Consider the following 19,594-nt stretch of genomic DNA (forward strand, 5'->3'; position numbering starts at 1 on the left):
CGGCTTCTGCGGGCGCCCGGCGGGACTGCTCAGTGGTGCGGGGGCGGGTCGTCCACCTCGAACCCGGGCCGGTAGTCGACGCCGTGTTCGGGAGCGACCGGGTCGCCGGTGTCGGGGTCGGTGCAGTAGGCGTTGAAGACGGCGGCCGCGGACAGCGGGACGAGGCCGCCCCCTTCCAGGCGCCATCCGTGGACCCGGTCGCCGCCCCCGTCGGCGGTGGTGCGCAGGACGAGGCCTCCGGCTCCGCCCAGGGCCATCCCGGCGGCCAGGACGGTGACGAAGTCGAGGGCCTCGCGACCGTCCGGATCGAAGCCCGGCAGGTCGGCCGGGCCCGGTGGTCCTGCCGTGCGGGCGTGCAGGACGGCGACGAGCTGTCGCTCGCCGCTGGGGATGCTGCACACGGCGTGGTGGTGTCCGGTGCCGGCCCCTGCGACGAGGCGGGTGACCGCCGTGGCCGCCCGCTCGAACGCGGACCGGCCGATGTCCTGGCCGCAGTCGGCGCAGGTTCCGGCGCGGGCGAGGATGGCGGCCGCGTACTCCCAGGTGGCCTGCCGGGCGGCCTCGTCGACCAGGAGCGGCACCATGTCGGCGACGGGCAGCCCCGTGTACGGGAGTCCGGGTCCGGTGCCGGCGAGTTCGGCGGTGAAGCGGGTGCGGGAGGCGGCCGTGTCGGGGTCGAGGCCCTGTTCGGCGCAGAAGGCGGCGTACTGCTCGGGGTCGAAGAGGGCGACCGTGGTGTGGATGCCCTGTGCGGCGAGGGATTTCAGCAGGTCGTCGACGTGCCGCAGGTAGTCGCGGTGGTCGTCGAAGGCGAAGCTGCGGTAGCGGCGCATGGCCGCGAAGTCCCGGGGGTCGGCGAGCAGGCCGATCGTGCCGGGTACCTCGCGGCGCAGCGTCGTCGTCTTCCGTGTGTCTGGCATGGCTCCCCCTGGTGTGCGAACAAATGCTCACTCAGAGTAATCAGAGCCACTGACAACGCCCGTCCGGTGCCTCAGGAGCCGGTGCGGGTGCGGGCCAGCTCCTGGTAGAAGCGGAGGAGTTCGAGGTTGTCCACGGAGCCGGGGTTGACGGCCTTCTCCAGGGGCGTGCCCTGGAGCAGCCGCTTGACGGGGACCTCGATGCGCTTGCCGGTCAGGGTGTGGGGGATGGCCGGCACCTCGATGATCTCGTCGGGCACGTGCCGCGGGGAGAGCTCCTCGCGGATCGTGGCCTTGATGCGGCCCTTGAGGTCCTCGTCCAGGGTGGTGCCGGGGGCGAGGTGGACGAACAGCGGCATCCAGTAGCCGCCGTTCGGCTCCTCCAGGCCGATGACGAGCGATTCCCTGATCTCCGGAAGGCGTTCGACGGCCTCGTAGATGTCCGCGGAGCCCATGCGGACGCCCTGCCGGTTGAGGGTGGAGTCGGAGCGGCCGTGGATCACGACGGAGCCGTGGTCGGTGATCGTGATCCAGTCGCCGTGGCGCCACACGCCGGGGTAGGTCTCGAAGTAGCTGTCGCGGTAGCGGCTCCCGTCCGGGTCGTTCCAGAAGCGGACCGGCATCGACGGCATGGGGTTGGTGACGACGAGCTCGCCGACCTCGCCGGTGAGCGGCTTGCCGGACGGGTCCCAGGACTGCAGGTCGGTGCCGAGGCAGGCGGCCTGGAGCTCGCCGATGTGGACGGGGAGGGTGGGGACGGCGCCGGCGAAGCAGCTGCACACGTCCGTGCCGCCGCTGACGGAGGCGATCCACAGGTCCTCGGCGACCTCGTCGTGGAGCCAGCGGAAGCCGTCGGGCGGCAGCGGGGAGCCAGTCGTCGCGACGCACTTGACGGCGGAGAGGTCGAAGTCGCGGGACGGGTGGACCCCGGCTTTGCGGCAGGCCATCACGTACGCGGCGGACGTGCCGTACAGGGTGGCCCGGGTGCGCTCGGCGATCCGCCACTGGGCGCCGGTGTCCGGATAGCCGGGGCTGCCGTCGTACAGGACGACGGTGGTGCCGGTCAGCAGGCCGGAGACGAGGAAGTTCCACATCATCCAGCCGGTGGAGGTGTACCAGAAGAAGCGGTCCTCGGGGCCGAGGTCGCAGTGCAGGCCGAGCTGCTTGAGGTGCTCCAGGAGGATGCCGCCCTGCGACTGGACGATCGCCTTGGGCAGGCCCGTCGTACCCGAGGAGTAGAGGACCCACAGCGGGTGGTCGAAGGGGACGGGCTCGAAGACCGGCTCGGCCGGGGTGGAGACCAGGTCCGACCAGGCGAGGGTCCCTTCGGGGGCGGGCGTGCCGAGCAGCGGGATGTGGACGACGGCGCGCAGGGAGGGGAGCTCGGCGCGGAGTTCGGCCACGGTGTCGCTGCGGTCGTGCTGCTTGCCGCCGTAGCGGTAGCCGTCGACGGTGAACAGGACGACGGGCTCGACCTGCTGGAAGCGGTCGAGGACACTGCGGGCGCCGAAGTCGGGGGCGCAGGAGGTCCAGACGCCGCCGACGGCGGCGGTCGCGAGGAGGGCGACGACGGCCTCGGGGATGTTGGGGAGGTAGCCGCTGACGCGGTCGCCGGGGCGTACGCCGAGGGCGCGCAGCTCGGCGGCGAGTGCGCCGACGCGGCCGCGGAGCTCGGACCAGGTGACGGGGACGGGCTCGTGGGTCTCGTCGACGTGGAGGAGCGCGGCGTCGCCGGCACGGGCCGGGTCCTCGCCGGCGCGCAGCGCGTGCTCGGCGTAGTTGAGGGTGGCGCCGGGGAACCAGCGGGCGCCGGGCATCGAGCGGTCGGCGAGGACCTGCTCGGCGGGGGTGGTGAAGCGGACGTCGAACCATTCGGCGACGGCCTGCCAGAAGGTGTCGAGTTCCTCGACGGACCAGCGGTGCAGTGCCGGGTAGCCGCCGTCCGCGGGAGCTCCGTGCCGCTCGGCCGCCCACGCCTGGAAGGCGGTGATGCGGGCCGCGGCGATCCGGTCGGGCCCCGGGGTCCAGAGGGGTTCCGGCTGGGTGGGCGAGGTCATGGGTCGGCTCCCGGTCAGTGCGGCCCGCGCGTGGTGTGCACGGTGTGCCGCGGTGTCGGCGTGCAGGTGCGCAGGTGGGTGGATCGGTGCTGGTCGTTCCGTGCCGTCGCGGGCGGGGTGGGCTCGCGGTGGCACACAGGGACGATGCCATGTGATCCACCTCCGCACCAGGGGTGCCCGGGGCGTGGGCGCGGGTCGGGGCAGGTGAACGGTGTCTGAACGTCCCCCGTGCGGACGGGTCCCGGTGGCAGTGTGGGCGGCATGGACGGTCGGGATCTGGTGCGTGCGCTGAAGGGGTTCGGTACGGAGGGCGGGAGGCGGGCCTGGCGGTCGGCGCTGCGGAACCGGCGTGCGGACGCGGCGGGGCTGCCGCGGCGCGGGCCGGAGCGGGCGCGGGTGCCGGGGCTGCTGGCGGGGACGGAGCCCGCGCCGGGCGGCGGGCTGCTCCGGTTCGCCCGGTCCGAGCTGCTGGTGCGGGTGACGGTGGGCGGGGCGGTGTTCTGGAGCTGGGACGGGGCTTCGGCTGGGCCTTCGTACGCCGTTCCGGGGGGCGGGCCGGAGCCGGACCCGCGGGCGGTGCTGGAGCCGGACACCGGGGGCGGCTGGCGGGTGGTGTCGCAGCGGGTGACCGTCGGGGTGTCGCGGTACGGGGCGGTGGAGGTGCGCACTCCGGGCGGGGCGGTGCTGCGGCGGGAGCTGCCGCCGCGCTGGTGGGAGCCGCACCCGGGCGGGCCGGGAGCCGGGGCAGGGGCGCGTGCCGGCGGGCGGTGGATGGTGCGGGCGGAGGTGGCCGCCGACGCGCGGTTCTTCGGGCTCGGCGGGCGGGCCGGCGGGCCGCGGCTGCGGGACGGTGCGTACCGGCTGTGGAACACCGACCCGGGCGGCGCCTTCGGCCCGGGTGACGACCCGCTGTACATCACGATGCCCGTGCAGCTGGTCGTCGCGGACGCGGGCACGCACCTGGTGTTCCACGACAGCACCTGGGACGGGCGGGTGCTGCTGCGCGAGGGCGAGGAGGGTGCGGGGTCGGGCCCGGACCGCCCCGGTACGAGTGAGCTGCGCATGGACGGCGGCCCGCTGCGCTGCTGGGTGCTGGCGGGCACCCCGGCGCGGGTGCTGCGGGGCTGGGCGGCGCTGACCGGCGCTCCGGCGGTCCCGCCCGCGTGGGCGCTGGGGTACCAGCACGCGCGGTGGGGGTTCGGAAGCGCGGACGAGGTGCGGCGCGTGGTGGCCGGGTACCGGTCGCGCGGGCTGCCGCTGTCGGCGGTGCACCTGGACATCGACCACTACGACGGGCACCGGGTGTTCACCGTGGACCGGGAGCGGTTCCCCGACCTGCCGGGGCTCGCCCGGGAGTTGGACGGCGCCGGGGTGCGGCTCGTGTCGATCGTCGACCCCGCGGTGAAGGTGGGCGACGCGGTGCACGCCGCGGGGCGGGAGGTCGGCGCGCAGGGGGCGTTCGTACGGGACGCGGCGGGGCGGGAGGTCCAGGGCGAGGTGTGGCCGGGGCGGTGCGCCTATCCGGATTTCACGTGTCCGGAGGTGCGCGCGTGGTGGGGCGGGCTGTACGCGGAGCGGCTCGCGCAGGGCTTCTCGGGGGTGTGGCACGACATGAACGAGCCGGTGTCGTTCGCGCCGTTCGGGGAGACCACCCTGCCGCGGTCGGCGCGGCACGCGCTGGACGGGGAGGGCGGCGACCACCGGGCCGCGCACAACGTGTACGCCCTCGGCATGGCCCGGGCCGGCTGGGAGGGCCTGGTGCGGCTGCGGCCGGGCGAGCGGCCGTTCCTGTTCTCGCGGTCGGGGTGGGCGGGTATGCAGCGGTACGGGGGCACCTGGTCGGGGGACGTCGCGACCGGGTGGGAGGGGCTGCGGGCCTCGCTGTCGCTGGTGCTGGGGCTCGGGCTGTGCGGTGTCCCGTACTCGGGGCCGGACGTGGGCGGGTTCGGGGGCTCGCCGTCGCCCGAGCTGTACCTGCGGTGGCTGCAGCTCGGCGCATACCTGCCGCTGTTCCGGACGCACTCGGCGCTGTGGGCGGGGCGCCGGGAGCCGTGGGAGTTCGGGCCTGAGGTGGAGCGGCACGCGGCCGCGGTGCTGGCGGAGCGGGAGCGGCTGCGGCCGTACTTCGTGACGCTGGCGCACCTGGCGCGCCGGACCGGCGCCCCGTACGTGCGGCCGCTGTGGTGGGGGGATCCGGGCGACCGGGCGCTGCGGGACTGCGAGGACGCGTTCCTGTTGGGGGACGGGCTGCTTGTCGCGCCGGTCCTGGAGCCGGGGGTGGAGCGGCGGGGGGTCCGGCTGCCGCGTGGCCGCTGGTACGACACCGCGACCGGGGCGGCGTACGAGGGGCCCGGGCGGGTGCTGCTGGACGCGCCGGCGGGGCGGATTCCGGTGCTGGCGCGGGCGGGTGCCGTGCTGGCGGTGCGTGCGGCGGGTGCGGGTGCGGAGGCCGGCGGCGGGGTGGTGCCGGAGGCGTGGGCTCCGGCGCCCGGGCGGGGCGGGGGCGGGGTCGTGGTCCGGGAGCCGGGGCCGGGGTTCGAGCCGGGGGTGGTGGAGCGGTACGCGGTGCGGTGGTCGGGCGGCGAGGTCGTCGTGGAGGACGCGGCGGGGGCCCGGGTGGAGGACGCGGTGGTGCGGGGCGCGGATGCGGTGCGTCCGGCTGGGGTGGGGCCCGGTCAGGCGTAGCGGCCGGCGAACCAGGCCGCGGCGGCCCGGGTGTGCAGGGGGAAGGCCAGTTCCGCCGGAGTGCGCAGGATGTGCCAGCCGGTGGTCTCGTCCGTCGGGGTCGACGGGGGGAGGGTGGCCAGGGGGCGGGGCGGGAGCAGGCCGAAGAGGAGCAGGTGGCCTCCCGGGGAGCTCATGGCGTCGGCGAGGGCGACGTCGGCGGCGGGGGCGTGGATGCCGGTCTCCTCGCGCAGTTCGCGGACGACCGCTTCGCGCCAGTCCTCGCCGAAGTCCATGAAGCCGCCGGGGAGGGCGATGCCGCCGAGGGCCGGCTCGATGGTGCGGGTGATCACGACGAGGCCGGTGCCCGCCTCGTCCTCCGCGGGGAGCAGTGCGACGGCCACCGGGAGGGGGTTGCGGTAGGCGACGGCGCCGCAGGCGGTGCAGGTGCGGGGCCAGGCGTCGCTGTCGAACAGCGTTCCGCAGGTGGAGCAGTGCGAGTCCCTCAGGTGTGCCGGCATGCGGTGATGGTAGGCCAGGGGGCATGCGGATGGCGGTGGTTGCGGGGTGTCTGGCGGTGCTGGCGGGTTCGTCGCCGAGCGGGTTCGCGGCGCTGTCGGACGTGGATCCGACCATCGGGCAGGACATGCGCTACGCGACCGCGCGCAACTTCACGGGGCGGGTGGCGGAGGGGTACGAGGAACCGGTGTGCCTGCTCGCGAAGCCGGCGGCCGAGGCGCTGCGGCGGGCGCAGCGGGTGCTGCGGCGGCAGGGGTTCTCGCTGCTGGTGTACGACTGCTACCGGCCGCAGCGGGCGGTGGACGGGTTCGTGCGGTGGGCGCGGGACGCCGGCGACCAGGCGGCGAAGGCGGAGTTCTACCCGGAGGTGGACAAGTCGCGGCTGGTCGCGCTCGGGTACATCGCGGAGCGGTCGGGGCACAGCCGCGGGAGCACGGTGGACGTGACGCTGGTGCGGCTTCCCGAGCGGCGGCCGGTGGACATGGGCACGCCGTTCGACTGGTTCGGGCCGCTGTCCCACACGGACGATCCGCGTGTGGGCGGTGCCGCGCGGGAGAACCGGCGGCTGCTGCGGCGGGTGCTGGAGGCGGAGGGGTTCGTGAACCTGCCCGGGGAGTGGTGGCACTTCACGCACCGGCCGGAGGCGTTCCGGGAGCAGTTCGACTTCCCCGTCGCCTTGCGCGCCGTACGCGGATGAACCCACACTTCTGACGGACCGTCAGAAGGAGGGGCTGTGGAGCGGACCCGGAAGCCGGCCGTGCCGGGGTGGTTCACCGAGGAGGGCGGCTTCCGGCTGCTCGGGACGCGGTGTGCGGCCTGCGCGGCGGTGTTCTTCCCGCGGGAGGACGCGTACTGCCGCAATCCGCACTGTGCGGGGGGCGGCGCCATGGAGGAGGTGCCGCTGTCGCGGCGCGGCCGGGTGTGGTCCTACACCGACGGGCGGTACCGGCCGCCCGCCCCCTACCCCTCCGATCCGGGAGAGCCCTGGGAGCCGTACACGCTCCTCGCCGTGGAGCTGGAGGCGGAGGGGATGGTCGTGCTGGGGCAGGCCGTGCCCGGGGTGGGTCCGGCCGACCTGGAGGTGGGCATGGAGGTCGAGGTGGTGGGCGGGGTGCTGGCCGAGGACGCGGACACCGTGTGGACCACCTGGTGCTTCCGGCCGGTGGGGGGCCCGGCATGACGGACGTGGCGGTGCTCGGGGCGGGAATGCATCCGTGGGGCAAGTGGGGCCGGAGTTTCGTCGAGTACGGGCGGGTCGCGGCGCGGGCCGCGCTCGCCGACGCGGGGCTGGAGTGGCGCGGCGTGCAGTCCGTCGTCGGCGCGGGCACCGTGCGCGGCGGATACCCCGGCCATGTGGCGGGCGCCGCGTTCGCCCGGGCCCTCGGATGGCAGGGGGCGCGCGTGGCCAGCGTGTACGCGGCGTGCGCGTCCGGCGCGCACGCCGTCGCGGCGGCGCGGGCGCAGATCCTCGCCGGACAGGCCGACGCGGTGCTGGTCGTGGGGGCGGACGCGGCGCCCAAGGGGTTCTTCGCCCCGGCGGGCGGGGACCGGGACGACGACCCGGACTGGCTGCGGTTCCGGCTGCTGGGCGCGACGAACCCGGCGTACTTCGGGCTGTACGCGCGCCGGCGGATGGCGGTGTACGGGGACACGGCGGAGGACTTCGCCCGGGTGAAGGTGAAGAACGCGGCGGCCGGGGCGCTGAACCCGCTGGCCCGCTACCGGAAGGCGGTCACGGCCGGGGAGGTGGCTGCCTCGCCCGTGGTCGCCGACCCGCTGCGGCTGCTCGACGTCTGCGCCACCTCAGACGGGGGCGCGGCCCTGGTGCTCGGCAGCATGGAGTTCGCGCGGGCGCGGGGCGCGGCCGACCCGGTGCGGATCCGGGCGGTGTCGACGGTGACGCCGCGGTATCCGCGGACGGTCCTCGACCTGCCGGACATCGCGACCGACTCGGGCTGCGGCACCGGGCCCGGCCCCGCGGGCGCCGCCGTGCCGTTCCGGGCGTCGATCGCGCGGGCCGCGTACGAGGAGGCCGGGATCGGGCCGGAGGAGCTCTCGCTGGCCGAGGTGTACGACCTGTCCACCGCGCTGGAGTTGGAGTGGTACGAGGACATCGGCCTCTGCGGCCCGGGCGAGGGCGCGGCGCTCCTGGGGAAGGGCGCCACGGCGCTCGGCGGGCGGGTGCCGGTCAACGCGAGCGGCGGGCTTGCCTCGTTCGGGGAGGCCGTTCCCGCGCAGGCCATCGCCCAGGTGTGCGAGCTGACGTGGCAGCTGCGCGGGGCGGCGGGCGCGCGCCAGGTGCCGGGGGCGCGGGTCGGGATCGCCGTGAACCAGGGGCTGTTCGGGCACGGGTCGGCGATCGTGGCCGTGCGGTGAGGCCGGGCGTGTGCGGATGCCTGACGGGACCGCGGAGCGGGTTCACACGCGCCCCGCGGTCCCGGACCGTCCCCCCTGCCCGGCGGAAGCCGCGGCCCGCACCCCGGTCGGCGGGGGTGCGGGCCGCTCCGGCGGGCGGCTCCGGCCTTCACGTGCCGGCGGTCAGGCTCCGGCGGCGGGCCCGGGCCGTCGACATGGCATGCTCGACGACCCCGACCAGCACGTCCTTGACGGACTCCCGGTCGCGGGCGTCGCACAGCAGCACGGGCACGCCCGGATCGAGGTCCAGCGCCTCCCGGACGTGCACCACGGGGTGGCGTTCGGCCCCGTCGAAGCAGTTGACCGCGACGGTGAAGGGGATCCCCCGCCGCTCGAAGTAGTCGACCGCGGCGAAGCAGTCGGCGAGCCGGCGGGTGTCGGCGAGGACCACGGCGCCCAGGGCGCCCTGTGCCAGCTCGTCCCACAGGAACCAGAAGCGGTCCTGGCCCGGGGTGCCGAACAGGTACAGCACCAGGTCCTCGCGCAGGGTGATCCGCCCGAAGTCCATGGCAACGGTGGTGGTGTTCTTGCCCTCCACTCCCCCGGTGTCGTCGATGCCCGCACCCGGCTCGGAGAGCGACTCCTCGGTGCGCAGCGGCCTGATCTCGCTCACCGCGCCGACCAGGGTGGTCTTGCCCGCCCCGAAGCCGCCCGCGACGAGGATCTTCAGGGTCAGCGGCTCGACCGGGGAGACGGCGTGCATCGCACCGCGGCTAGAGCGCCCGAAGGCCATCGATCACCTCACGCAGAATGGATTCGTCGGGCAGTTCGGCCGGCGGTACCGGCCGGGTCACGTGGACCAGTTCCTCCTCGGCCAGGTCTCCGATGAGGACGCGCACCACCCCGACCGCCAGGTCGAGTTCGGCCGCGATCTCGGCGACCGACTGGGGGCGCTCCCGGCAGAGGCCGAGGATGTGGGCGTGCTCCGGGGAGAGGGTCAGCTCCCAGACCGGGTCGTCGGCCGCCGGCTCGGCGACGACCAGGGCGATCAGGTCGAGCCGGTGCCGGCCCGCGTGGCTGGTCCGGCCGCGGGTCATCGCGTACGGGCGTACGACCGGGCCTGCGTCGTCGTCGAACCAGTGCGGCTCGTCGGGGCCGTGGGCCCGGGCGGTGTCCGCACCGGCGGCGTGCTCCTGGTGCTCTGCGCCTGGATCGCTCATGCGGCCTCGACTCACCCTCCGGCTGGCAGTCCGGAGCGCGGGGCGGTCGCCAGGTGGTCGCCGACGCGCTTGACCATGAGGGTCATCTCGTAGGCGACCTGCCCGACGTCCGAGTCGGCGTCCGAGAGCACGGCCAGGCAGCTGCCGTCGCCGGCGGCCATCACGAAGAGGAACGCCTCGTCGAGTTCGACGACGGTCTGGCGGACGCCGCCGGAGTCGAAGTGCCGGCCGACGCCCTTGGCGAGGCTGTGGAAGCCGGAGGCGACGGCGGCCAGGTGCTCGCTGTCCTCCCGGGTCAGGTCCTTGGAGCTGCCGGTGGGCAGGCCGTCGCCGGAGAGGACGACCGCCTTGCGGATGCTGCCGACCCGGTCGACGAGTTCGTCGAGCAGCCAGTTGAGCTGGCCGGAACCGCGGCTGCGGATGTCGTTGCCGGTCTGCGGTGCGGTCATCGACCGTCCCCCTCGTTCTCGTTCGCGGGACCGCGGCCGGCGCGGGTGCCCGCCCCGGTCTCGGACTGCTGTGCGTGCGTGTTGCGGCCCGCCGTCCAGCCTCGCTGGAGGGCGGACATACGGGTGCGTACGTCTTCGGCGTCGCGCTCGGCCGGCGGCTCCGGCTCCGGCCGGGCGGGGGCGGGCGCGGGGGCGGACCTCAGCTGCGGCGCGAGGTTCGCCTGCCGGACCCGCCGGGGCAGTCCGCCGGGCCCCGTGGCGGGGGCGGCCTGCTCCGGCTGCGTCGCGCGCGGCTCCGGCTCCGGCTCCGGCCGGTCCGGCGCGGGTGGCACCGGGGAGACCGGGCGGGGCTCCACCCGGCGGCCGTGGTCGGCCACCAGTGTCGGCGTGGGGCGGCGGCGCGGCAGCGGCACGGGGCCCGAAGAGCGGGCGGCCTCGGGGCGGGGGCCGCGGACCGGGTCGGCGCGGTGGCCGTCCAGCCGGACGGGGCCGGTCGGGGCGAGCGGTTCCCGGTCGCGGGCCGTCCGGCGCTCGGGGTGCTGGCGGTCGGCGGGGCGCAGGCCGAGCAGGCCGCTGCGGGGCGTGCCGTGCGGGGGCGTCTCGTCGTCGAGGGTCGCCATCGCGGGGCGGCCGCCGACGCCGGTGAGGCCGGCGATGCCCGCGGCGGGCTCGTCGAGGGCGGCGGTGTCGTCGGCGCCGTCGAGGCCGAGCGTGCCGAGGGGGGCTTCGAGTTCGACGGGGCGGCGCCGGTCGGCGGCGGGCAGCGGCCGGCCGGCCGCTCCGTGCTGCACGGCCGGGCCGGTGTGCGCGGGCCGCTTGCCGGGGCCGGCGGGGCGGCCGTGGCGGTCGTGCTTGGCGCCGCCGGGGCGCAGTCCGCCGCCGGGGGTGTCGGGGGCCTCGGTGAGCAGCGCTGCGGGCAGGAACACCACGGCGGTGGTGCCGCCGTAGGGGCTGGGCTGGAGGACGACCTTCACGTCGTGGCGGCGGGCGAGGCGGCTGACGACGAACAGGCCGAGGCGGTCGGTGTCGGAGAGCTCGAACTCGGGGGTCTCGGCGAGGCGCAGGTTGGCGTCGAGGAGTGCTTCGGGGTTCATGCCGAGGCCGCGGTCGTGGATCTCCAGGGTGAAGCCGTTGGCGACGCGTTCGCCGTGGACCTGGACGGCGGTGTGCGGCGGCGAGAAGACGGTGGCGTTCTCCAGCAGTTCGGCGACGAGGTGGGTGACGTCGGCGACGGCGGGGCCGGCGATGCCGAGGCGGGGCAGGCGGCGGACCTCGATGCGCTCGTAGTCCTCGACCTCGGCGACGGCGGCGCGGACGACGTCCATCAGCTGCACGGGCCGGCGCCACTGGCGGGAGGGGGCCGCGCCGGAGAGGATCACGAGGCCCTCGGCGTGGCGGCGCATGCGCGTGGTCATGTGGTCGAGGCGGAAGAGGTCGGCGAGCTCCTCGGCGTCCTCGGTGCGCCGCTCCATGGTGTCGAGCAGGGTGAGCTGGCGGTGGAGCAGCACCTGGTTGCGGCGGGCGAGGTTGACGAAGACCTCGGAGACGCCCTTGCGGAGCTCGGCCTGCTTGACGGCGGCCTCGACGGCGGCGCGCTGGAGGGTGTTGAGGGCGAGTCCGACCTGGCCCACCTCGTCCTTCTCGTACTCCAGGCGGGGGGCCTCGGTCTCGACGTCGACGTGCTCCCCGGCGGCGAGGCGGCGCATGACGGCGGGGAGGCGGACGCCGGAGACCTCGTGGGCCTCCTTGCGCAGCCGGGAGAGGTCGCGGATCAGGTCGCGGCCGATGCGGACGGACATGAAGAGGGAGGCGAGCAGCGCGAAGAAGCCGAGGACGCCGGCGACGGCGGCCTGGACGAGGACGCTGACGGCGACGGGCTCCACGCGCTCCTGGTAGCGGTCGCCGGCGGCGGTGCCCATGGTGGCGAGGTCGTCGAGGACCTTGCCGGCGGCGTCGTCCCACTGGGCGGCGGTGATGCTGCGGGGGTTCTTGCCGGGGCCGCCGGAGAGGAAGCGTTCCTCCGCGTCGCGCAGGGGCTTGGTGTCGGGCCCGTTCCAGTACGTCTCGAAGACGTCCCGCTCGGCGGGGGGCAGGATGGCGAGGTTGAACGAGTACAGCAGGCGCCGGTTCGCGGCGAGGTCGGAGACCTGGCGCAGGTCGGCGGCATCGACGTTGCGCGCGGCGAGTGCGGAGGCGATGACGGCGTCCTCGCGGGAGAGGGTCTCGCGGGCGCGGGTGATGCCGACGAGGGCGCGGCCCTGCTTGTCCATCTCCACGTTCTCCAGGGCGTGGAGGTTCATCAGGAAGTCGTAGCAGGGGTCGACGAGCCGGCTGTACATCTCCAGCGCCTGGTTGGGGTCCAGGGTGTTCTGGTCGACGGAGCGGCGCAGGGTGCCGATGCCGTTCAGGGCGTCGAGGATGGAGGTCAGGCGCTGGTTGGCGGCCGGCGAGAGCTCTTCGACGACCTCGGGGTCGCGGGCGTTCCTGCCGATGCGGTCGACGAGTCGGTCGGTGGCGGCGCGGCGCTTGGCGAGCTCGGCGGTGGCGGCGGAGGCGCGGGGGTCGCCGATGACGACAAGGGTCTGGCGGCGCTCCTTCTGCAGGACGCGGACGACGTCCTCGATCGGGTAGCCGACCTTGTCGATGACGTAGGCGACGTCGAGGAGTTGCAGGGCCTGGCGGCCGGTGACGACGGTGGAGAAGCCCCAGAGGGCGGTGAGGGAGACGAGCGGCACGAGCAGCAGCGCCACGATCTTCCGGCGGATGGACTTCCCGCGAAAGCGCATGGCCTCCCCAGCCTCCCCAGCTCAACCCCCTTTGCGGGGATTGGTGTTCTGTCACTCAAACGGCGTGAGCCTACTACTGCTGCGCGACGGCTTCGAAGGCGTGTCCGGACGTTTTCGGCCTGCCGCCCGGGCGAAGATCACGAGTTGTCCGATACCTCCGGGCAACTGCGTTCCGATATGCGGCAGATGCCACTCGGTGGGGGGTCGGTTCCCGGGGCGGCACGGATGGCTGGAAGTATTCGTTCCGGCGTGCAAGGCGGTACAGGTGAAAGTCCGCGATCCGGGAATCTCCCGGGGCCGGTGCACGTCTACCTGTTCGAGGGGTTTTCGCCGGGTGCGTCGTCCGGCCCTGCGCGGGCAGGGTAGACACCACCGGCAGTGCGAGGGGAGGGAGCGCGCCATGGGGACGTACGAGGACGCGGGCGCGGGAGCGTCGGTGCGCGCACCGGCGGGTGCGGGCGACAGTGCGGCCGGCGGGCCGCGGCGCGGGCTGTGGCAGGAGGAGCCGGCCCGGCGGCGCCGGCTGCCGGACCCGGTGCGGGAGTCGGCGGTGCGGGCGGTGCTGATCGTGGCGGTCACGCTGACCGCGGCGACGATCGCGTTCTTCCTGACGCTCACGGGGTCCTGGCTGGCCCTGCCCATGGTGGTGGCCGCGATAGCCGGGACCGTGGTGGCGACGTGGGGCGTGCTGGACGTGATCATCACGCGGCAGATCTGGAACCAGCGGTACGGGGTGGTGTCGGAGCCGAGCAGCACCGCGCGGAGCCTGCGGCGCGAGAGGCGCCGGGCCCGCCGCGAGGAGCGCGCCGCCCGCCGCGGCCGGCCCGGCCGGAACCGGCAGACCGCCGCGGGCGGACCGGCAGGCTGGGCGGAGCACATATCCGCCCGCGGCGGAGCCGGGTAGGCGGCTGCCCGCGCCGGCCGCCGACGGGTGCGGCGGCCGGCCGGGCCGGGTCAGGTGGCGGCGGTCGACCGGCGGAACATGCGGGTCGCGGTGATCTCGCCGTGGATCGCCTCGCCCTCCGCGGACTGCTGCGGCAGGCCGGGCCGCAGGTGCTCCTCGACGCTGATGTACTTCAGGCCCGCCCTCAGGTCGGCGTCGTTGCGCAGCCGGATGACCAGCGGGAACTCGGCCAGCGCCGTGGTGTCGAACAGCCCCGTGGTGTACAGGAGCTGGACGCCGAGGGCGTCCGAGACGGCCCGCTGGAGCTCCAGCAGGTACGTGGCGTTGGCGCGCCCGATGGGGTTGTCGAGGAACAGGGTGCCGGCGTGCCGGTGCTTGTCGCGGCCGCGGTCGTTGCTGCGGAGCGCCGCCATCGTGCAGTAGAGCGCGATGGCGGCGGTCAGCAGCTGCCCGCCGGAGAACACGTCGCCCATCTGGCCGACGGGGACCCGCTCCGCGCGCAGCACCGCGTCCGGCTTGAGGATCTCCACCGAGACGCCCTTGGGCTCCAGGGCCGCCTGGACGCCGCGCAGGAGGAGGGACATGCCGTCGCGGCGGCCCTCGCCGAATGCGGCGTTCTTCCTGACCGCGGAGCGGGTGGCGTCGTCGATGACCTCGCCGAGCCGCTCGGTGAGCGTGGCCGGGTCGGGCTCCTCGAAGCGGATCCGCAGGAACTCCTGGCCCGACCATTCGCCGAGGCCCTCGGGGAGCCGGGAGAGCCGCTGGGCGGAACGCAGCGTCGCCAGGGCGGACTCGACCAGTCCGCGGAGCCGGTCGACGATGCTGTCCCGGTTGCGCTCCAGCTGGGCGAGCTCGTCGGTGAGGACGCGCAGGCGGGGTGCGAAGGCCGCAGCCCAGGCCGCCGCGTGCTCGGGCAGGGCGGAGGCGGGCAGTTCGCGGATCTGCTGCCGGGCGGGGGTGCGCACCTGCTCGTAGCGGGTGGCGTTGGCGTGCCGGACGAGGACGTCGCCGGCCTCGCGGACGGCGGTCTCGGCGGCCGAGAGGTCCGCGGCGCAGCCGCGCAGCGAGCGGCGGGCCTCGGCGGCGGACTGCCGGGCCTCCTCCAGGGTCCCCGGGTGGGGCGCCGGCTCCTGCTCGTCGTCCTGCGGGGCGTGGTCGCGCAGCAGGTCCCGCAGCATCGCAGCGGTCTCGTCGAAGCCTCCGGCGCCGTCCTCGGCGGTGCGGTGGGCGCGCAGCAGGTCGGCGTGGGCGGCGCGGGCGCTCTCGACGGCCGCGGCGTGCGCGGCGAGCTGGGCGGTCGCGTTGCGCAGCATGGCCTGCGCCTGGTCGACGTCCTCGGGGACCATCTCCTCGGGGAGGTCCGTGTGGGCCTCGCCGTCGGCCGGGGCGTGGCGCTCGGCCTCCCCGCGGAGCCGGCCGAGCTGCTCGCTGGCGGCGGAGGCGCGTGCCTCCAGCATCTGGACGAGGGATTCGGCGCGGGAGGCGGCCGCCTGCCGGGAGGGGCCGTCGGCGCCGTCGGTGCCTTCGAGCAGCTGGGCGGCGCGGGTGCGGACCTTGTTGGTGAGCCGGTCGAGTTCGGCGAGGGCGGCGCTCTCGTCGGACTCGGCGCGGGCCTGCTCGGCCCGCAGGTCGGCGCCGACGCCGACCTTCTCGTAGAGCCGGGAGGCGGCCCGGTAGGCCTCGCGGAGGTCGGGCAGGGGGCGCTGCGGGGCCGCCTGGCCGGGGTCCTCGGGCAGGGCCTCGGGGGCGCCGGCGATCTCGGCGCGCTCGGCGCGCAGGGCGCGGGCGGTGCGCCGGGCGTCGTCGGCGGCGCGCTGGGCGGCGCGGCGGTCCTCGTCGGCGGCGCGGGCCCGCTCCAAACACATCTCCGCGCGGGCCTCGGCTTCGGCGGCGTCGTCGGCGAGTTCGCGGACGCGGACCTGCCAGGTGGCGCGCTCGCGCAGCCGGGAGGCGAGGCCGGCGAGGATGTCGGCGGCGCGGCGGGCGCGCTGGGCGGCGTCCTGGCGTTCGTCGCGGACGCGGGCGGCGTCGGCGTTGGCCTCGTCGGCCTCGGCCCGGGCGGTGCGGGCCTCGGCGAGCTCGGCGTCGGCCTCCTGGGCGAAGGTGCGGGCGGCGGCGGCCTGTCCGGCGAGTTCGGCGAGTCGGCCGGGCGGGCAGCCGGTGCGCCAGGAGGCGAGGCGGGCGGCGAGCTCGCGGTCCCCGGCGAGGCGGGCGGCGAGCTCGCGGATCTCGGTGTCGCGGGCGGTGGCGCGGTCGCGGAGCGCGCGGCGCTCCTCGTCGGCGGCGTGCTCGTCGTGCATGGCCGGGTTCGGCGGGACGAGGAACACTCCGGCGTCGTCCCCGGCCGCCGGGACGGGGGCGAGGAGGGCGGCGGCGGTGCCGACGGCGACGGTGGAGCGGGGCAGCAGCGCGGCCCCGGCGAGGACCTCGCGGGCGCGGGCGTGGGTGTCGGGGTCGGTGATGACGACGCCGTCGACGAGTTCGGGGCGGGCGGCGAGGACCGCGGCGTGGTCGGCGGGGTCGACGGACTGGGCGAGGTAGCGCCAGCCGGGCAGGGCGGGGATGCCGTGCTCGCCGAGGTACTCGACGGTCGCGAGGACGTCGGGGCCGGGGGGCAGCAGGCCGCCGTCGCCCAGCGCGCCGAGGATGCGGGCGTCGTCGGCGGCGGCGGTGCGCAGGTCGAACAGCTGGCGTTCGGCGGAGGCGACCGCGTCGGTGAGGAGGGAGTGCAGCTCCTCGGCGGTGCGGTCGAGGTCCTCCGCGGTCAGCCCGCCCGCCGGGGGGTCGGCCGGGGCGGATCCGCCGGCGGGGGTGTCGCCGCCGGAGCGGGGGCCGGGGACGGGGGCCCGTCCGGGCGCGGACGGCAGGCCGAGGAGAGCGGCCAGGCGGGGCGCGGCGGCCAGGGAGGCCGCGGCGAGCCGCTCGGCGCGGTGCGCGGCCTCGGCGGCTTCGGCGGCGTCCGCGGCGCGGGCGGCGGTGAGTTCGGCGCGGGATTCCGCGGCGGCCGCCTCGCGGGCGGTGTCGGCGGCGGCGCGGGCGGCCTCGCGGGCTGTGTCCCAGGCGGCCACGGCGGCGGCTTCGGCGTCGCTGGCGGCCAGGGCTGCGCGGGCCGGGTCGGCGTCGGGGGCGGAGTCGTCGAGCCAGCCGGCGCGGACGGCCTCGGCGGTCTCCTGCCGGACCTCGGCGAGGCGGGCCCGCAGGTGCTCGGCCTCGCTGCGGGCCCGCTGCGCGGCGGTGGCGGCGGCGGTGGCGTCGCGGTGGGCGGCTTCTCCGGCGGCCTGGAGTGCGGCGGAGCGCTCCTCCTCCTCGTTGGCGGTGCGTTCGCCCTCTTCGGCGGCGGTGTGCAGGGCGCGGACGAGGGCTGCGGCTGCGGAGGCGCGGGCGGCGAGGGCGGGAGCGGCGTCCCGCTCGGCCTCCAGGATGGCGGCGGCGACGCGGGCGGAGCGGTCGGCCGCGGCCCGGTGGCGGAGCACGGTCTCGGCGGCCTGCCAGGCGGCGTGCAGGGTGCGCGCCTCCAGCAGCTCGCGGCGCTGGGCGGTGGCGGCCTTCTCGGCGACGGCCAGGGCCAGCGAGGCGTGCCGGTAGGCGAGTTCGGCGGAGACGGCGGCGCTGCGGCCGCGGGCGGCCTCGGCAGCGGTGACGGCGTGGGCGGCGTCGGTGACCCGCTGGGCGAGGTCGGCGGCGCGGGCCCGCTCCTCGGCGGCGCGCGCGGAGAGCCGGCGGGCGAGGGTGCGGGTGCGGCGCTCGGCGCCGGCGTGGACGTCGCGGAGCCGGGAGCGGGTCTCGGCTGCTTCGACGATCTTCCCGAGGAGGTCGACGGAGCCGGCGGTGAAGTCCCGTTCGGCCATCAGCTCGGCGCGCCGGCCGAGCTTGTTGCCGAAGCCGTGGACGAGGTCGGCGAGGCCGTCGGTGTCGCGGGTGTCGGTGACGGCGCGCAGCAGCAGGTCGGTGAAGTCGGAGTCCTTCTTCACCGCGAACAGTCCGGCGGCCTCGCCCTCGTCGGCGTTCATCTCGCGCTGGTAGCGGAAGAGCTCCGGGTCGAGGCCCAGCTCGGTGAGGTGCTCGTTCCAGCGGTCGTGGATCTCCTCGAAGTACACCTCCAGGTGCGGGTACGCCTTGCCCGCCTCGGTCAGGGCGTCGCGGAAGCCCTTCATGGTGCGGCGGCGGCCCTGCGCGCCGGAGGCCCCCTCGACGGGCGGGCGGACGGCGGTGGCCTCGGCGACCGGCAGGTTGTCCAGGCTGAGGCCGGGGCCGGGCCGGAAGGAGTACCAGGCCTCGGCGAACTTGCGGGGGTCGTTGGAGACCTGGCGGCCGCGCCATTCGCTGACCTTGCCGACGACGACGCACTCGCCGGTCTGGGTGTGCTGCCACTCCAGGGCGACGTGCCCGCAGTCGTCGGCGAGCAGGAACTTGCGCAGCACGCCGGAGCTGGCGCCGCCGAGGGTGTTGCGGTGGCCGGGCAGCATCACCGAGAAGATCAGCTTGAGGAGGACGGACTTGCCGCCGCCGTTCTCCAGGAACAGCACGCCGGCGGGTGCGGGGCGGCGCGGCGGGCCGGTGGGCTCGTCCGCGAAGAACTCCGCCTGGGCGGGCGCCGGGTGGGGCACCGGCTCGCCCACTCCGCGCAGGTCGAGCACGGTGTCGGCGTAGCGTGCGCCGGCGGGCCCGATGGAGTAGAGGCGGATCCGGGACAGCTCGTACATGGCGGCGGGCTCTCGTGGTGTCTCGTGGGTGGCGGTACGGGAGGACGGAGGTCGGCGGGGCCGGGGCGGGCCGCGTGCCCGGGGCGGGCGCGGGCCCGCGGCCCGGGTGCGGGCCGGGGTTCAGCCGTGGAAGGGCAGTCCGGCGTCGGGCGCGAGCTCCAGGTCGTCGCCCTCGGGCGGCGGGAGGAGGCTCGCGGTGCCGTCGCTGACGGGGACCACGCCGAGTTCCAGGAGTTCGGCCATGGCCGCGGTGCCCGCCATGTCGCGGACCTGGAGCTGGTAGCGGGGGGTGGTGCGGTAGGTGCCGCCGGAGTCGTCGCCGGTGCGCTGGAGGAACCCGGAGTCGGTGAGGAAGGCGGCGGCCTTGCCGACGATGCCGGTGGTGGATCCGGCGAGGCGGCGGGCGTCCTTGGTGGCGCCGGTGGAGCTGCGGCGGGCGTAGACGCGCCAGGCGGCCTCCAGGCCGGGGGCGTCGGAGGCCGGGTCGGTGTTCTCGCCGAGCTCCTCGGCCCGCTCTTCCAGGCGGCGGCAGGCCTGCCGGACGAACGCGTCGACGCCGTTGACGGTGACCCGGCCGACGTATCCGTCGTCGGCGAGGTCCTCGGGCCGGGGGAAGGCGAGCGCGGCGACGGCGAGGTGGGCCAGGCCGTGCAGGAACCGGTCGCCGGAGTCGGCGGCCGTGCGGCGGGCGTAGTCGCCCATGCGGACCGCGAAGACGGAGTCCTCCCCCGCGGTGACGGCCATGCCGGCGCGCGGGGACACCTCCAGGACGACCAGGCCGAGCCCGGTGGCGACGGCGTCGGCGAGGCGGCCGAAGGCCGGGTCCTCGCGGTAGCGGCGCAGCAGGTCGGCGTACTCGGCATCGCGGGCGGGCTGCAGCTTGGGCTGCAGGCCGAACGCGACGAGGCGGGCCGCGTCGGCGGCGTCCGCGGGGGTGACGTGCGAGCCGGCCGGGGCGGCCGGCGCCGCCGGCGCGTCGGCCTCGCTCCACGCGGGGTGCTCGGCGTGGTGGTCGCTCAC

The 19,594-nt window shown here is 76.2% G+C and carries 14 protein-coding genes; 5 read left to right on the forward strand and 9 right to left on the reverse strand.

Annotated features, from left to right (window positions below; all coding sequences use genetic code 11):
• Positions 1–29 precede the first annotated feature (29 nt).
• Together C0216_RS20400 and C0216_RS20405 are read right to left on the reverse strand one after the other, a co-directional pair.
• Positions 30–920, reverse strand: a complete 891-nt coding sequence (locus tag C0216_RS20400) for a hypothetical protein (RefSeq protein WP_174250429.1) — start codon at positions 918–920, stop codon at positions 30–32.
• A gap of 71 nt (positions 921–991) precedes the next feature.
• Entirely contained in the window at positions 992–2,974 is a 1,983-nt protein-coding gene (locus tag C0216_RS20405) for an acetoacetate--CoA ligase (protein WP_114056675.1), read from the reverse strand.
• A gap of 261 nt (positions 2,975–3,235) precedes the next feature.
• On the opposite strand from C0216_RS20405, the gene C0216_RS20410 reads away from it, so the two are divergent.
• Positions 3,236–5,659: a glycoside hydrolase family 31 protein gene (locus C0216_RS20410; protein ID WP_114058807.1), complete on the forward strand. Its 2,424-nt coding sequence runs from the start codon at positions 3,236–3,238 to the stop codon at positions 5,657–5,659.
• Here the strand turns inward: C0216_RS20410 and C0216_RS20415 are convergent.
• Positions 5,650–6,159, reverse strand: coding sequence for an NUDIX domain-containing protein (locus C0216_RS20415; protein WP_114056676.1), 510 nt, complete (start codon positions 6,157–6,159; stop codon positions 5,650–5,652). The genes C0216_RS20410 and C0216_RS20415 overlap by 10 nt on opposite strands.
• 29 nt (positions 6,160–6,188) lie before the next feature.
• Here C0216_RS20415 and C0216_RS20420 point away from each other — a divergent pair, with 29 nt between their 5' ends.
• From C0216_RS20420 to C0216_RS20430, 3 genes are read left to right on the forward strand one after another with little or no spacing between them, the layout of a single operon-like run.
• The gene (locus C0216_RS20420; RefSeq protein WP_246042637.1) at positions 6,189–6,854 is read left to right on the forward strand and encodes a M15 family metallopeptidase; all 666 of its coding nucleotides are present in this window, start codon (positions 6,189–6,191) and stop codon (positions 6,852–6,854) included.
• A 36-nt stretch (positions 6,855–6,890) separates the two neighbouring features.
• Positions 6,891–7,337, forward strand: coding sequence for a Zn-ribbon domain-containing OB-fold protein (locus tag C0216_RS20425; protein ID WP_114056678.1), 447 nt, complete (start codon positions 6,891–6,893; stop codon positions 7,335–7,337).
• A complete protein-coding gene (locus C0216_RS20430; RefSeq protein WP_114058808.1) occupies positions 7,334–8,533 on the forward strand; it encodes a lipid-transfer protein in 1,200 nt (399 codons plus the stop codon). Before C0216_RS20425 ends, C0216_RS20430 begins: the two co-directional genes overlap by 4 nt.
• Before the next feature lie 148 nt (positions 8,534–8,681).
• Here C0216_RS20430 and C0216_RS20435 read toward each other — a convergent pair whose 3' ends face one another.
• From C0216_RS20435 to C0216_RS20450, 4 genes are read right to left on the reverse strand one after another with little or no spacing between them, the layout of a single operon-like run.
• A complete protein-coding gene (locus C0216_RS20435; protein WP_114056679.1) occupies positions 8,682–9,305 on the reverse strand; it encodes a GTP-binding protein in 624 nt (207 codons plus the stop codon).
• Positions 9,286–9,732: a DUF742 domain-containing protein gene (locus C0216_RS20440; protein WP_246042638.1), complete on the reverse strand. Its 447-nt coding sequence runs from the start codon at positions 9,730–9,732 to the stop codon at positions 9,286–9,288. Before C0216_RS20440 ends, C0216_RS20435 begins: the two co-directional genes overlap by 20 nt.
• An 11-nt stretch (positions 9,733–9,743) precedes the next feature.
• Positions 9,744–10,181: a roadblock/LC7 domain-containing protein gene (locus C0216_RS20445; protein ID WP_114056680.1), complete on the reverse strand. Its 438-nt coding sequence runs from the start codon at positions 10,179–10,181 to the stop codon at positions 9,744–9,746.
• Complete coding sequence (locus tag C0216_RS20450; protein ID WP_114056681.1) at positions 10,178–12,967, reverse strand: nitrate- and nitrite sensing domain-containing protein; 2,790 nt, start codon at positions 12,965–12,967, stop codon at positions 10,178–10,180. Before C0216_RS20450 ends, C0216_RS20445 begins: the two co-directional genes overlap by 4 nt.
• 400 nt (positions 12,968–13,367) lie before the next feature.
• On the opposite strand from C0216_RS20450, the gene C0216_RS20455 reads away from it, so the two are divergent.
• Positions 13,368–13,871 carry a hypothetical protein gene (locus C0216_RS20455; protein ID WP_246042639.1) on the forward strand — a complete coding sequence of 168 codons (504 nt, stop codon included), beginning with the start codon at positions 13,368–13,370 and terminating at the stop codon, positions 13,869–13,871.
• A gap of 50 nt (positions 13,872–13,921) precedes the next feature.
• Here C0216_RS20455 and C0216_RS20460 read toward each other — a convergent pair whose 3' ends face one another.
• Positions 13,922–18,574, reverse strand: coding sequence for a hypothetical protein (locus C0216_RS20460; RefSeq protein WP_114056682.1), 4,653 nt, complete (start codon positions 18,572–18,574; stop codon positions 13,922–13,924).
• A gap of 120 nt (positions 18,575–18,694) precedes the next feature.
• Entirely contained in the window at positions 18,695–19,594 is a 900-nt protein-coding gene (locus C0216_RS20465) for a hypothetical protein (protein WP_114056683.1), read from the reverse strand.

Origin of the sequence: Streptomyces globosus (assembly GCF_003325375.1) — a bacterium.
In the GTDB taxonomy this organism is placed as follows: domain Bacteria; phylum Actinomycetota; class Actinomycetes; order Streptomycetales; family Streptomycetaceae; genus Streptomyces; species Streptomyces globosus_A.

Bases quoted from the DNA above. Each gene is read 5' to 3' on its own strand.
- C0216_RS20415 (WP_114056676.1), bottom strand. From the start codon at position 6,159: ATGCCGGCACACCTGAGGGACTCGCACTGCTCCACCTGCGGAACGCTG.
- C0216_RS20430 (WP_114058808.1), top strand. From the start codon at position 7,334: ATGACGGACGTGGCGGTGCTCGGGGCGGGAATGCATCCGTGGGGCAAG.
- C0216_RS20435 (WP_114056679.1), bottom strand. From the start codon at position 9,305: ATGGCCTTCGGGCGCTCTAGCCGCGGTGCGATGCACGCCGTCTCCCCG.
- C0216_RS20455 (WP_246042639.1), top strand. From the start codon at position 13,368: ATGGGGACGTACGAGGACGCGGGCGCGGGAGCGTCGGTGCGCGCACCG.
- C0216_RS20445 (WP_114056680.1), bottom strand. From the start codon at position 10,181: ATGACCGCACCGCAGACCGGCAACGACATCCGCAGCCGCGGTTCCGGC.
- C0216_RS20460 (WP_114056682.1), bottom strand. From the start codon at position 18,574: ATGTACGAGCTGTCCCGGATCCGCCTCTACTCCATCGGGCCCGCCGGC.
- C0216_RS20405 (WP_114056675.1), bottom strand. From the start codon at position 2,974: ATGACCTCGCCCACCCAGCCGGAACCCCTCTGGACCCCGGGGCCCGAC.
- C0216_RS20400 (WP_174250429.1), bottom strand. From the start codon at position 920: ATGCCAGACACACGGAAGACGACGACGCTGCGCCGCGAGGTACCCGGC.
- C0216_RS20450 (WP_114056681.1), bottom strand. From the start codon at position 12,967: ATGCGCTTTCGCGGGAAGTCCATCCGCCGGAAGATCGTGGCGCTGCTG.
- C0216_RS20440 (WP_246042638.1), bottom strand. From the start codon at position 9,732: ATGAGCGATCCAGGCGCAGAGCACCAGGAGCACGCCGCCGGTGCGGAC.
- C0216_RS20420 (WP_246042637.1), top strand. From the start codon at position 6,189: ATGGCGGTGGTTGCGGGGTGTCTGGCGGTGCTGGCGGGTTCGTCGCCG.
- C0216_RS20410 (WP_114058807.1), top strand. From the start codon at position 3,236: ATGGACGGTCGGGATCTGGTGCGTGCGCTGAAGGGGTTCGGTACGGAG.